The 12614-nt window shown below is 31.2% G+C and carries 13 protein-coding genes; 8 read left to right on the top strand and 5 right to left on the bottom strand.

The genetic code is table 11. From position 1 onward, the window contains the following. Positions 1-58 precede the first annotated feature (58 nt). The 3 genes from murA to BQ4446_RS00790 all read left to right on the top strand — a co-directional run bounded on the left by murA (position 59) and on the right by BQ4446_RS00790 (position 3014). Positions 59-1306, top strand: coding sequence for a UDP-N-acetylglucosamine 1-carboxyvinyltransferase (gene murA, locus BQ4446_RS00800; protein ID WP_071025773.1), 1248 nt, complete (start codon positions 59-61; stop codon positions 1304-1306). 268 nt (positions 1307-1574) lie between these two features. After that, a complete protein-coding gene (locus tag BQ4446_RS00795) occupies positions 1575-2318 on the top strand; it encodes a dihydroorotate dehydrogenase (RefSeq protein WP_071025770.1) in 744 nt (247 codons plus the stop codon). Positions 2319-2399: 81 nt separating this feature from the next. Further along, complete coding sequence (locus BQ4446_RS00790) at positions 2400-3014, top strand: superoxide dismutase (protein WP_071025767.1); 615 nt, start codon at positions 2400-2402, stop codon at positions 3012-3014. A 253-nt stretch (positions 3015-3267) separates the two neighbouring features. Here the strand turns inward: BQ4446_RS00790 and BQ4446_RS08695 are convergent, their stop codons facing one another. The 3 genes from BQ4446_RS08695 to BQ4446_RS00780 all read right to left on the bottom strand — a co-directional run bounded on the left by BQ4446_RS08695 (position 3268) and on the right by BQ4446_RS00780 (position 5618). After that, complete coding sequence (locus BQ4446_RS08695; RefSeq protein WP_135100569.1) at positions 3268-3399, bottom strand: hypothetical protein; 132 nt, start codon at positions 3397-3399, stop codon at positions 3268-3270. Between the two features lie 88 nt (positions 3400-3487). After that, positions 3488-3583, bottom strand: coding sequence for a helix-turn-helix domain-containing protein (locus tag BQ4446_RS08795; RefSeq protein WP_418008166.1), 96 nt, complete (start codon positions 3581-3583; stop codon positions 3488-3490). Positions 3584-4361: 778 nt separating this feature from the next. Continuing rightward, on the bottom strand, positions 4362-5618 hold the full coding sequence (locus BQ4446_RS00780) for a sodium/glutamate symporter (RefSeq protein ID WP_071025766.1): 1257 nt from the start codon (positions 5616-5618) through the stop codon (positions 4362-4364). A gap of 151 nt (positions 5619-5769) precedes the next feature. On the opposite strand from BQ4446_RS00780, the gene BQ4446_RS00775 reads away from it, so the two are divergent. Further along, the gene (locus BQ4446_RS00775; RefSeq protein ID WP_071025763.1) at positions 5770-6105 is read left to right on the top strand and encodes a hypothetical protein; all 336 of its coding nucleotides are present in this window, start codon (positions 5770-5772) and stop codon (positions 6103-6105) included. Positions 6106-6107: 2 nt separating this feature from the next. Further along, entirely contained in the window at positions 6108-7286 is a 1179-nt protein-coding gene (locus tag BQ4446_RS00770; RefSeq protein WP_071025756.1) for a cation:proton antiporter, read from the top strand. Positions 7287-7335: 49 nt separating this feature from the next. Here the strand turns inward: BQ4446_RS00770 and BQ4446_RS00765 are convergent, their stop codons facing one another. Continuing rightward, positions 7336-7605 (bottom strand): metal-sensing transcriptional repressor, encoded by a 270-nt coding sequence (locus BQ4446_RS00765; protein ID WP_071025754.1) that lies wholly within the window; start codon positions 7603-7605, stop codon positions 7336-7338. Then, the gene (locus tag BQ4446_RS00760) at positions 7595-10135 is read right to left on the bottom strand and encodes a heavy metal translocating P-type ATPase (RefSeq protein ID WP_071025751.1); all 2541 of its coding nucleotides are present in this window, start codon (positions 10133-10135) and stop codon (positions 7595-7597) included. Before BQ4446_RS00760 ends, BQ4446_RS00765 begins: the two co-directional genes overlap by 11 nt. Before the next feature lie 159 nt (positions 10136-10294). Here BQ4446_RS00760 and BQ4446_RS00755 point away from each other — a divergent pair, with 159 nt between their 5' ends. From BQ4446_RS00755 to BQ4446_RS00745, 3 genes are all read left to right on the top strand, one after another. Beyond that, entirely contained in the window at positions 10295-11059 is a 765-nt protein-coding gene (locus tag BQ4446_RS00755; RefSeq protein ID WP_071025748.1) for an alpha/beta hydrolase family protein, read from the top strand. A gap of 158 nt (positions 11060-11217) precedes the next feature. Continuing rightward, positions 11218-11937, top strand: a complete 720-nt coding sequence (gene fabG / locus BQ4446_RS00750; protein ID WP_071025747.1) for a 3-oxoacyl-ACP reductase FabG — start codon at positions 11218-11220, stop codon at positions 11935-11937. Between the two features lie 53 nt (positions 11938-11990). Beyond that, positions 11991-12584, top strand: a complete 594-nt coding sequence (locus tag BQ4446_RS00745; protein ID WP_071025744.1) for a hypothetical protein — start codon at positions 11991-11993, stop codon at positions 12582-12584. Positions 12585-12614 lie beyond the last annotated feature (30 nt).

Genomic DNA, 12614 nt, shown 5'->3' with positions numbered 1-12614 from the left:
GAAAATTTTAAGAAACAAAAACTTATGGTATAATAAAATATATAGACTTGGAGGAAAAATGGAAAAAATAATTGTAAGACCAAATGGCCCTCTTAGGGGAAATGTAAGAATTGGCGGTGCAAAAAATGCGGCTCTTCCAATCCTTGCAGCAAGTTTACTAGGCACTGAAGATATAATTTTAGAAGATGTACCAAAACTTAAGGATGTTGAAATTATTCTTGAAGTATTAAGGGGCTTGGGAGCAAAAATAAAATATGAAGGAAATTTACTAATTATAAATTCAAAAAATTTGACAAGTTATGAAACAAATTATGATCTTATGTCAAAGATGAGGGCTTCATTTTTAGTTATGGGTCCCTTGATTGCCAGAATGGGCATTGCAGTTAATTCTCTTCCTGGCGGCTGTGCAATTGGATCAAGGCCGATAGATTTACATTTAAAAGGATTTAAGGCCCTTGGTGCAGATGTCGAAATGACTCATGGAAACATTTCAGCAAAGGCAAAAAAACTTGTTGGTAAAAGAATTTATCTGGACTTTCCATCAGTTGGTGCAACAGAAAATATAATGATGGCGGCAACTCTTGCAGATGGTGAAACAATTCTTGAAAACTGTGCAATGGAACCCGAAATAGTTGACCTGGCAAATTTCTTAAATAAACTGGGGGCAAAGATAACAGGAGCAGGAACTTCCAATATAAAAATAAAAGGAGTTGAAAAATTATTTGGGGCAAGACACCAAATTATTCCTGATAGAATTGTGGCAGGAACATTTATGGTTGCTGCAGCCATAACCAGTGGCGACATTTTTTTAGATAATATAATTACAAATCATATGAAGCCAATAATTGCAAAGCTTGAAGAAGCAGGAGCAGAAATTATTACAAATGGAGATAAGCTTCAAATAAAGGGAAGGGAAAAAATTTCACCCATAGAAATTAAAACCTTACCACATCCTGGATTTCCCACAGATATGCAGGCTCAATTTATGTCAATGCTCACCCAAGCTGAAGGACAATCATCAATAATAGAAACAGTTTTTGAAAATAGATTTATGCATGTTGATGAACTTAAAAAAATGGGAGCAGTTATAAAAGTTGTGGACAGAGAAGCCATAATCCTCGGCAAAAATAAATTATATGGATCGAAGGTTAATGCAACAGACTTAAGAGGTGGAGCAGCTTTAATTTTGGCTGGCCTTGTTGCAGAAGGAGAAACTCAAATTTCAGAAATTCAGCACATAGATAGGGGCTATGAAGACATAGTTGGAAAATTTAAAAACCTAGGTGCAGACATTACAAGAATCTAAATATATGCCCAAAAATTTTGAATTATTTTAAAATTTTTGGGTATTATTATTTTAAGGATAGGAGAAAATAAGTTGGTTAGATTATGTAAATGGTGTAATTTGACCATAAATAAAAATTGGTTATCTAATAATTCTAGCTTTTAAGCTAATATAATTTTATATTTAAGGATAACCAATTTTTTCTGCCAACAAGCTTTTTGCTACTAACATTTCACTATTAAACATTTTAAAAGATTAAATTTTCAAAAAAATTTAGAGAGGTGATAAAATGACATATAAGGAAAATAGCCAAGAAAAGTATGGCACAAATGATGCAACAAATAAAAGCGGAAAATTCATACCACAAATTGAAACAAATTTAAGAAAAAGACAGGTCATTGTTCCCGAAGCCATTTACAAGGCAAGCGGCATAAATTTTATGGGGAAAAGAATAAAATCCCTATTATTTTCTAATGATATACCAATAATTTGTAACACAAATGCCCAAGCCATTATGGCTGTATATCCCTTTACTCCAGAACTTAAAATAATAAATGCAATTTGCGAAGTTGCATCCGTTCCAGTTTTTGTTGGAATTGGGGGAGCAGTAACAAATGGCTATAGGTCTTTAAATATAGGAATGCAAGCAGAGCTTATGGGAGCAAAGGGCGTTGTTGTAAATGCACCAATGGCAAATGAAACTATAAAACAAATTAGTGAAGTTTTAGACGTACCAGTAATAGCAACAGTCTTATCCTTAAAAGATGACATTGAAGGAAAGGTAAATGCAGGAGCAAGAGTATTAAATGTTGCAGGGGGAACAAAAACACCTGAACTTATAAAATTATGCAGGAAATTGTTGGGCGATGAATTTCCAATAATTGCAACAGGTGGACATTCAGAAGAACACATTTTAGAAACAATTGATGCTGGAGCCAATGCCATAACTTATACACCGCAGTCATCATCAGAAATCTTTTCAGAAGTTATGAATTCCTACAGAGAAAAAATGAGAAAGTATAGCAAAATATAAAAGTCCTATTGTTTTAATAGAATTTAATAGGGTATAAAAATTATGTAGTTTAAAATTAAAAAAACAAAGGAGAAAATAAGAATGGCATTTAAATTAGAAGAATTAGGATATGCATACAATGCATTAGAACAAGCAATTGATGAAGAAACAATGAAAATTCATCATGACAAGCACCATAAAACTTATGTTGATAATCTAAACAAAACAGTAGAAGGAACAAATATGGAAGGCGAAACAATAGAAGATGTTGAAAATCTTTTAAAGAACCTTGACGAAATTCCTGAAAATGTAAGACAAGCTGTAATAAATAATGGTGGAGGTCATTACAATCATACTTTATTCTGGGAAACAATGACACCAGGTGGTTCAAAAGAACCAGTTGGAAATCTAAAAAAAGCAATGGAAGAAGCTTTTGAATCTTTTGATGACTTTAAAGAAAAATTTGAAAAAGCAGGCGCAGGAAGATTTGGTTCAGGTTGGGTAAATCTAGTTGAAAAAGATGGAAAAGTAGAAATCGTAACTAACCCTAACCAAAATAGCCCAGTTTCTGATGGTTACAAAGTGATTATTGGGAATGACGTTTGGGAACACGCTTATTATTTAAAATACCAAAACAAAAGACCTGAATATTTAAAAGCATGGTGGAAAGTTGTAAATTGGGATGTAGCAGAAAAAAGATATAACGAAGGAAAATAAGACTAAATAAATAATTTTAAGGGGCGGAAAAATATTCCGTCTCTTTTTACATTATACTAAACACTAATTAAATCCACAAAAATAACCAATCCCTATGAATAATACTTTTAACCATTTCTTTAGTTAAATTATTTATAGTTTCACACAGCCTATTAACTATATCAGCCAATGAATTAAAAAACTCATTCTTAAATTCCATAGACCTTATTTGTTTCCAAATTTGTTCTATGGGATTCATTTCCGGAGTATAGGGCTATATATGAATTATTTCTATATTCTCTGGGATTTTTAATCCCTTTGATTTGTGCCATGTTGCTCCATCACATACTAATAGTATTTTATCTTCTTTATATTCTTTAGCTAATTCTTCTAAAAATACATTCATTGAGTCTGTATTGCAATAAGGTAGCAATAAAAAGAAATTTTCTCCTGCTTTCAGTTCTTTTCTTATTCATGAGTCCAGCAATTGAAAATCATCTATAATATTTAAGCCAATTAGATATTGATTTCATCGAAACATCTAACTTTTCAGATATTTCCTTTATTTTAAATCCTTTACGTCTTAGTATTATTGTTTTTAATCCTACATCTTCTTTTTTATTATTTGTATTTTTTCTTGCTTCTTCTTTTTTACTTTTGGTCTTTTCTTCCTTTAATTCAAGTTTTTGTTAAGCTTGATCTTCTCTTGCTGCTTCGCTTACTGCTACAACACTTTCAAGACCAGTTGAAAATACCATTAGAAAAGCCAGCATAAAGCAAAGAATTTTTTTCATGATTTTATTCTTTCTTTTAAATTTTTCCTTGGGTTAATCCCTTAATATAGGAGTTTTGTTCTTTTTTAAAATCTTATAAAAATACGATAAAATTAATAATAAGATTGTACCTTATGATTTTAATTTCTTAAAATAAAAATAGTAAGAAAATAATAAAATCTTTTTCAGATGTGTAATATAGCACATTTTCAAATAAAACTACAATTCATATCTACTTTTATAAGCTATTTAGGTCTAAAAATTCAAATATTTCCATAAATTATTTTATAATTTATGGAAGGCTTTAAAGTTCAGGAAATATTTTCGCAGAAATATAACCTTTTATGCCCTTTTGTTTTTTAAATTTTTTAATAAAGATTATTTAAATTAATATTAAATTTCTGTTACATTTAAAATAAAAGTAAATAATAGATAAATGATTTTAAAATATAATGAAAGTTCTGAAGCTTATGACAATAGTACTGGGGATTTATTATAAAAATTATAAATTTAAAGTAAGTAAAACTTGAAAATAAAAAAATCATCCTTAAGCTTATTTTATTTACTTAAGGATGACCTCTTAATTTTTTATAAATTATTTTATAAAGTTTGCTATGACTGACAGCAAAATTGGATTATAAATATCATCTATTAATACTGCAAAGGATGGATAAATTACCCACGCAATATGATGGTATCCGTATGTGTCCATGCAGGCTTTTATATTTGCAACGGCATTTGGTCCTGATCCGCAGGCCCAGCCACAGTTTCCTGATGCCATAACAGCAGCTCCATAATCTTTTCCGAATAAATTATAGGATACATAAATTGCAAAGATTGTAACTAGTATTGCTTGGCCAAGTAATATTATTCCCATCTTTCCTGCAACTGGCACAAGTTTTGTAATGTCTATTGTCATTAAAACTAATGCTAAATATAATTCTAAAAACATGCTTTCGATTGCACTCATTTCTGGGACGTAAGTTTTCATATCTCTTGCTTCTAAAAAGTTTCTTGCAATACATCCTGCAAATAGACAGCCAATAAATTTTGGCATTTCAATTGCTGGTATATTGTCAAGGATAAAATAAATTGGCATGCCAAGGGCTCCAATTAAAAGGGCAAGGGCAAAGGCCTTAACCATTTTTACTTCGTCAAGTTCTTGAATAAATCCATCTTTTTGTGATTCAGGTTTGTCATTTGGATCAGATTTTAAATTGTGTCTTGAAATTAAATAGGCTGCAACTGGACCGCCTATTAAGGATCCCATTACATTTCCTAAAGTTCCTGCTGCAATTCCCACTTCTGAAACGTTAGCTGGTGCGCCCATTCCCCTAAAAACTTCTCCCATGGCTGCTGCAGTTCCTACTCCTCCGCTCATGCCTGCTGATGAACATTGAAGGGCTAAAAAGGGATCAAGATTTATCACTTTTGCAAGGGCAAGGCCTACAATATTTTGGAGGGTTATAATAAGGCAGGCGCCAATTGCAATTCTTGCCATTAATTTTCCGCCTGCGTGATGGATTAAACTCATGGAAAAGCCGTAACCAACTGTTAGGAAAAATATATTTTGGGCTAGGTCTTTGGTTATGTCTACATCAAATTGGATTTCTATAATTCCAAGGGTCTTTATAAGGGCAACGATTATGGAAAAAATCATTCCCGATACAACGGGTGCTGGGATTGCATATTTTTGCAAAAGTTTTGACTTACTAACTATAAATCTTCCTATAATAATGACAAGGGCAGCAAACCCTAGAGAGGTTAAATATTCAAATTTAAAAGTTCCTACTCCGCCACTGTTTGCCTGTGTATAAGTGCCGAAATATTTCATTGCATTTTCTAAGTTCATTCTTTTTTCTCCTTGTATAAATTTAAAAATATTTACAATTAATGTTTATCCAATTAGTGAAATTTTAATCTATATGTATTAAGATTATTTATAAAAATATAATTTTTTTTTTATGAATTAAAAAGAGTATAATATTTATAGGAGGGGTTTTATGAAAGCTTTATTTATTATAATTAATCATGAAGAGCATTTTAGAAAACTTTTAAAGGAATTTGCAAAGACGGGTATTCGTGGCGGCACAATTATTTCTTCTGAAGGCCTTGCTGCTTCTCAAGCAGAATATACACCTGAACTTGGTATGAATTATTTTAAAATGTTTATAAATTCTGGCAGACCTTACAATAAGACGATTTTTTTAGTTTTAGATGATAATAAAATTGAAGATGCTAAGGATTGTGTAAGAAGGGTTGTTGGAAATTTAGATAGAGAAAACGTGGGAATTATGTTTACATGTGATGTAGATTCTTTTGAGGGGTTGACTAAGTAGAAATGGATTCAATATTTTTTTTGGCGGTCATTTTTTTAAGTGGCCTTATTTTTGCTAGAATTTTGGGAAAGGTAAAATTTCCTGATGTTACTGGTTATTTAATTGGAGGAATGATAATTGGGCCTTATATTTTGGGGATTGTTCCAAATGATGCTGTTAGCGGAATGGAAATAATCAGCCAAGTAGCCCTATCTTTTATAGCTTTTTCTGTTGGCAGTGAAATGAATTTTAATGATATAAAAGAAATTGGTGTTAAAATTTTAATAGTTACAATTTTCGAAGCTCTTGGAGCTTTAATTTTTGTCACTTTGGCTATGCTATTAATTTTTAGGACTGATCTTGCTTTTGCAATAACAATTGGTTCTATTGCATCTGCAACTGCACCGGCTGCAACACTTATGGTAATTAGACAATATGAAGCCAATGGAGGACTTGTTGATGTTTTAATTCCAGTTGTTGCCCTTGATGATGCCATTTGTATTATGGCCTTTGGTGTTTGCTCTTCAATTGCAACAACACTAATGAGTGGGGCGGACTTAAATTTTGCAACTATGATTTTTGAACCGGTTAAGGAAATTGTTCTTGCTTTAATTTTAGGTTTTGTTTCTGGAATAATTTATATTTTATTATCTAAAAAATTAAGAAACGACACAGAAACTTTGACTTTAACTTTGGCAATGATTTTTATTTTGACATCAGCATCTATTAAATGGGGTCTATCCTCTCTATTAACTTTAATTATGACAGGAATTGTAATTTCAAATATGGGAAATGTTGATAGAAGATATCAAGAACTTATTAGCACAATAACGCCGCCAATTTTTATTGCTTTTTTTGTCTTGTCAGGAGCAGATTTAGATTTGCCGGGAGTAAAAGAAGCTGGGCTTATTGGTGTTGGATATATAATTTTTAGAGTTTTGGGGAAATATATAGGTGCAATGATTTCAACAAAAATGACTGGATTTTCAAAAGAAGTTCAGCAAAATCTTGGGCTTACACTTGTGCCCCAAGCTGGGGTTGCTATTGGTCTTTCTCTTATTGCAACAAGAATTATTCCTGCCCCTCACGGAGCAATGATAAGGACAATTATTTTGTCTGCAACAATTGTCTATGAACTTGTTGGGCCGATTATTGCAAAAATTGCTCTTAAAAGAGCAGGATGTATTAAGGGAAAAGTTTAAATTTAAAAAAATTAGGACTTGTTTTGGCAAGTCCTAATTTTTTTATAATTTATTTAGATAATTTTACTATTATAGAATTTATTTCTTCTATTTTTTTATCAATTTCTTTCTCTCCACTATTATAGGCATCTTTAACGCACCCTTCCAAGTGGGCGGTGAGGACATCTTTATTTATGTTTTTTAAAATAGAAATTGAAGCCATAAGTTGATTTGAAATGTCAAGGCAATATCTATTGTCTTCCATCATTTTTATAAGACCGTCAATTTGTCCTCTTACAGTTTTTAATTTTTTTATTTGCTTTTCCTTGTCAGCCTTCATTTATTTGTGTAACCTTATAGCCAGCATCTTCAATGGCTTTTTCAAATACTTTATCCTTTAGATCTTTTTCTAAACTTACTTCTGCCTCATTTTTTTCAAGAGAAACGTCAGCTGACTTTACTCCGTCAAGGCTTTCTAAGGCTGATTTCACATGGCTTACGCAGTGATTACAAGACATCCCTTCAATTTTTAAAAGTTTTTTCATATTATCTTCTCCTTTTTTCTCTATATTTTTTTCTTCAATAGTAAAATTATTTTTTTCATAAGTTTTATTAAAAATTTTCCTTAAGTTAATTTTTTTAAGCCTCAGGGCATTTGTAACTACAAAAAATGATGAAAACGACATGGCCTCTGCTGCAATCATGGGATTTAATTTAATGCCAAAGGGGATGAAAAATAATCCTGCGGCAAGAGGAATACAAAGAGCGTTATAAAAGAAAGCCCAAAATAAATTCTCCTTAATATTTTTTATAGTTGCTTTTGAAATTTTTATGGCCTTTGAAATGTCAGAAAGGTCTTTTGAAATTAACACGACATCTGATGATTCAATGGCAGAATCTGTTCCTCCGCCAACAGCCATGCCAATGTCAGCCCTTGCAAGGGAAGGAGCATCATTAATCCCGTCACCAACCATTAAAACTTTTTTTCCTCTTTTCTGATAGTCCATAATTATTTGATTTTTATCTTGAGGCATAAGCTCTCCGTAAATTTCATTTATATTTAAAATTTTTTTAAAGGCCCTTGCAGTAATTTTATTATCTCCCGTTAAAACTACAATTTCATATCCCAAGGCCTTTAAATTTTCAAGGGCAGATTTTGAAGATTCTTTTGGAGGATCAATAACTGAAATAAGTCCAATAATTTTATTTTCTTCAGCAAAATACATTACAGTTTTTCCATCCTCTGAAAGTTCTTCTGCCTTTTTTTTCAAGGCCATATTTTCAAGGTCGTTTTCTGCCATAAAATTAATATTTCCCGCCAAGTATTTTTTACCTTGGATATTTCCCATAACTCCTCTTCCTGTTACTGCTTTAAAATCATTAACAGAAAGAGAATTTATTTTATTTTCTATGGCATAATCTGTAATGGCAAGGGAAAGGGGATGCTGTGAATTTTTTTCAAGGCCGCTTGCAATTTCCAAAAATTTTTTTTCATCCATATTTGAAATTATATCAGAAACCTTTGGCTTCCCAATTGTTATGGTGCCAGTTTTATCAAGCATAATTGTGTCTACCTTATGAAGATTTTCTAAAATTTCTGCATCCTTAAAAAGCAGGCCGTTCTTTGCACTTTCTCCCGTTGCAACCATAATTGAAAGGGGCGTTGCAAGACCAAGGGCACATGGACAGGAAATAACTAAAACTGAAATTGCAAAGTTAAGGGACATCTCCAAATCTTTAGAATATAAAAACCAAATAGAAAAGGTTAAAATGGAAATAATTATAACTGTTGGCACAAAAATTCCTGAAATTTTGTCAGCTAGTTTTGCGATTGGTGCTTTAGATTGATTGGCTTCTGTCACAAGATTTACAATTTGGGAAATTGTTGAGTCTTCAGGATTTTTACTCACCCTAAACTTAAAAGCTGAGTTGCCATTTATGGAGGCTGAAATGACAGAATCACCTTTTTCCTTAAAAACGGGAATTGACTCGCCAGTCACAAGGGACTGGTCAATAGACCCTTCGCCTTCCACAATTATTCCGTCAGTTGGCACTTTTTCACCAGGCTTTACTAAAACTATGTCGCCGATTTTTAAGTCGCTTGCTTTCTGTGTGATTATTTTTCCGTCTATTACAAGATTTGCCATTTTTGGGACCAAATCCATTAGAGATTTTAAAGAATCTTTTGTCTTATCTTTTGATCTCTCTTCAAAATATTTGCCAAGGGTTATTAAAGTTAAAATCATAACTGCAGATTCAAAATATAAATTGTGGCGATAGGTCATTAAAAGATTCATATCACCAGTTTTCAAGGCGTAGGACATCCTAAAAATTGCTAAAATTCCGTAGAGAAGGGCTGCAAAGGAGCCTAAAAAAATTAAAGAATCCATATTTGGGGCAAAATTTTTTAGACCCTTGAAGCCGGAAATATAAAAATCCCTATTTACATATAAAATTGGAAGGGCGAGTAAAAACTGTAAAAAGGCATAGGAAACTGTGCCTTCCATTGTCATTAAAACATTTGGAACCTTAAGGCCAATCATTGGACCCATGGCAATATACATTAATACAATTAAAAAGGCCATGGAAATAATAAATCTATTTTTTAAATTTTCTGCTCGAGAATTGTCACTTAAATTATTTTTTTCCTTTCCTTCTTCTCCCTTTTCTTTTGCTCCATAGCCAATTTTATCAATGGAAGAAATAATTTCCTCTGTTTTTAATTCATTTTCATCATATTCCACATTCATAGAATTTGTTAAGAGTGAAACATTACAAGTTTTTGTTCCTGGAAGTTTATTGACTGCACGCTCAATATTTGCTGCACAGGCGGCACAAGTCATTCCGGAAATATCAAATGTTTTTTTCATCTGCTAACCTCCTACACCCCGGTGGGGTATTATCATTATAGAATAATAAATTAATTTATGCAAATTTTGGATTTACCTAAAATAAAAAATGAAAATTTAAAGAATAAAATTATTGGATATATAATAAATGCATAAAAAATTTTAGGAGTGAAAAAAATTATGAAATACTTAAAAATGGATTTTTCAAATATTAGTGAGCTTGAGATAAATGAAATTCCTCTTTATATGATTGAACCTATAAATGCTAATGACAATACAAAAAATATTATTTTTTATCATGGCTGGTCATCAGATGCCAAGGGTCAAATTTTTAGGGGCAATATTTTTGCATCCTACGGTTACAGGGTTTTTCTTCCTGATGCAATTCACCATGGAAGAAGGGGCAAATTAGATTACGATAATGATCCAAGGAGAGGGTCTTATTTTTTAGAATGTATCTATAAAAATTTAAAGGAAAGCCAAGACCTTTTATCTTATATAAAGGAAAATTATAAGGGAGAAATTGGAATAGCGGGCCATTCTATGGGAGCAATTTCAAGTGCTTGCATTTATAATATCCACAAAGACTTTAAAATTGCCTTTATCTATAATGGAATTATTGATTATGAATATCTTGTAAATCAGTCAATAGATAAAAATGAAGATGATTTTGAAAGTATAAAGAAAATTAAAGACTATCTTTTAGAAGTCAATCCCATGAAAAATAAGGAAAATTTTATAGATAGGCCCCTTGTTTTATTTAATGGTGATGAAGATAAAATTATAAATCCAGATGTGGAAGAAAGATGTGCAAATGAATTAAAGAAAATTTATAAAAATAAAGAACTTTTAAATTTTGATAGATTTGATTTGACGACCCACCAACTAATTATGCCCATGATTGAAGAAGCCTTAATTTTTGCCAAGGAAAAAATTAAATTTTAGGATAAATTAAGTGAAATAAATTTTTGATTGGGTAATAATATTTTAGAGAGTATAGTTAAGTACTTATTTAAAAAATTTTAGCTTTAATATATAATTAAATTAAAATAGGCTATAATTTTTACATTAAAATAAATTAAAAAGGAAAGGAAGTAAAATTTATGAAAAAAAATGTTTTAATTACAGGAGCATCAGGAGATATTGGTGGAGCTATTGCTAGAAAATTTGCCAAAGAAGGAGTAAATTTAACCCTTCAATACAGAAATGAAGCTAAAGTTGATGCCATCATTGAAACTCTTAAGGATTATGATGTTGAAATTCAAAAAGTTAAGGCTGACATTGTTCACTATGAAGAATGTGAAAGACTTGTTAAAGAAACTTTAGACAAATACGGAAAAATTGATATTCTTGTAAATAATGCTGGTATGATTAGAGATGCATCTACAGTAAAAATGACAGAAGAAAATTTCAAGGCAGTTATTGATTTGAATTTAACTGCTGTATTTTATATGACAAAACTTGTCGGAACAGAAATGTTAAAAGTAGAATCAGGAAAAATTGTTTCTATTGCATCAGTATCAGGAATTATGGGAACTTTCGGACAAGTTAACTACGTTGCATCAAAGGCTGCTGTTATGGGCATGACAAAAACTTGGGCACGTGAATTTGGAAGAAAGGGCATTAATGTAAATGCAGTTGCTCCTGGATTTATTGTAAGCGGAATGACAAAGGGACTTGAAGATATGTACACAAATCAAATTCCAATGAAGAGATTTGGAACAGTTGATGAAATTGCAAATGGAATTTATTTCCTATGTTCAGAAGAAGCAAATTATATTCAAGGACAAACTCTAGTTATAGACGGTGGACTTACTCTATAATTTAGATTTTTAAAACATGGCGGGCATAGGCCTGCTTTTTACATAGGTGATTTATGAAAAAAATAATAATTTTATTTGTCACTTTTTTATTTTTAACTTCTTGCCAAGAAAAAGAAAAGGCAAAAGAATATAATATCAGCACAGACAGAAATATTACAGATGCTCAAAAAGTAAAAATCTATCAAGGTATTCTACCTTCTTTAAATTTTTATGAAGTAAATTTACCGGAAGAGGCAAGATCATTTTCTTTCAAAATTTATAACATTGAAAATGGGAATGAAACTATTTTTGGTCGAGTGGAGAATAATTTAGACAAGTTAAAGACAAGGAGGATTTTCAAATTTGCTGTTGGAGTAAATGAAGATTTTTATATAATTGCAACAGATAATTCAACAATTAGAATTGCAAGAAATAAAGCTCCTGATGGTAATTTAAAAATGGGAAATGCCATAATAAGAAGCTCAAACCAAGAAATTCATGGCATAAAACTTGGAGAAAGCTACAACCTCATTTTTGAAGAGATAGGGCCTTCTAAAGAAGTTTATTCTTCAAGCGATATAAAAAAATTTAAAGATATAAAAGCCAAAGATGGCCATATTTATGAAGTTTTGACCTTGAGTTTTTCTGATACGAAAATGGAAAATTAATTATACTAAAATTTTTCAGTTTAATTTTTT

This window comes from Peptoniphilus raoultii (genome assembly GCF_900099555.1).
GTDB classification, from domain to species: domain Bacteria; phylum Bacillota; class Clostridia; order Tissierellales; family Peptoniphilaceae; genus Peptoniphilus_A; species Peptoniphilus_A raoultii.
This window is presented reverse-complemented; position numbering and strand designations above follow the sequence as displayed.

Bases quoted from the DNA above. Each gene is read 5' to 3' on its own strand.
- BQ4446_RS00745 (WP_071025744.1), top strand. From the start codon at position 11,991: ATGAAAAAAATAATAATTTTATTTGTCACTTTTTTATTTTTAACTTCT.
- BQ4446_RS00790 (WP_071025767.1), top strand. From the start codon at position 2,400: ATGGCATTTAAATTAGAAGAATTAGGATATGCATACAATGCATTAGAA.
- BQ4446_RS00795 (WP_071025770.1), top strand. From the start codon at position 1,575: ATGACATATAAGGAAAATAGCCAAGAAAAGTATGGCACAAATGATGCA.
- murA (WP_071025773.1), top strand. From the start codon at position 59: ATGGAAAAAATAATTGTAAGACCAAATGGCCCTCTTAGGGGAAATGTA.
- BQ4446_RS00780 (WP_071025766.1), bottom strand. From the start codon at position 5,618: ATGAACTTAGAAAATGCAATGAAATATTTCGGCACTTATACACAGGCA.
- fabG (WP_071025747.1), top strand. From the start codon at position 11,218: ATGAAAAAAAATGTTTTAATTACAGGAGCATCAGGAGATATTGGTGGA.
- BQ4446_RS00765 (WP_071025754.1), bottom strand. From the start codon at position 7,605: ATGAAGGCTGACAAGGAAAAGCAAATAAAAAAATTAAAAACTGTAAGA.
- BQ4446_RS00755 (WP_071025748.1), top strand. From the start codon at position 10,295: ATGAAATACTTAAAAATGGATTTTTCAAATATTAGTGAGCTTGAGATA.
- BQ4446_RS00760 (WP_071025751.1), bottom strand. From the start codon at position 10,135: ATGAAAAAAACATTTGATATTTCCGGAATGACTTGTGCCGCCTGTGCA.
- BQ4446_RS00770 (WP_071025756.1), top strand. From the start codon at position 6,108: ATGGATTCAATATTTTTTTTGGCGGTCATTTTTTTAAGTGGCCTTATT.
- BQ4446_RS08695 (WP_135100569.1), bottom strand. From the start codon at position 3,399: ATGAATGTATTTTTAGAAGAATTAGCTAAAGAATATAAAGAAGATAAA.
- BQ4446_RS00775 (WP_071025763.1), top strand. From the start codon at position 5,770: ATGAAAGCTTTATTTATTATAATTAATCATGAAGAGCATTTTAGAAAA.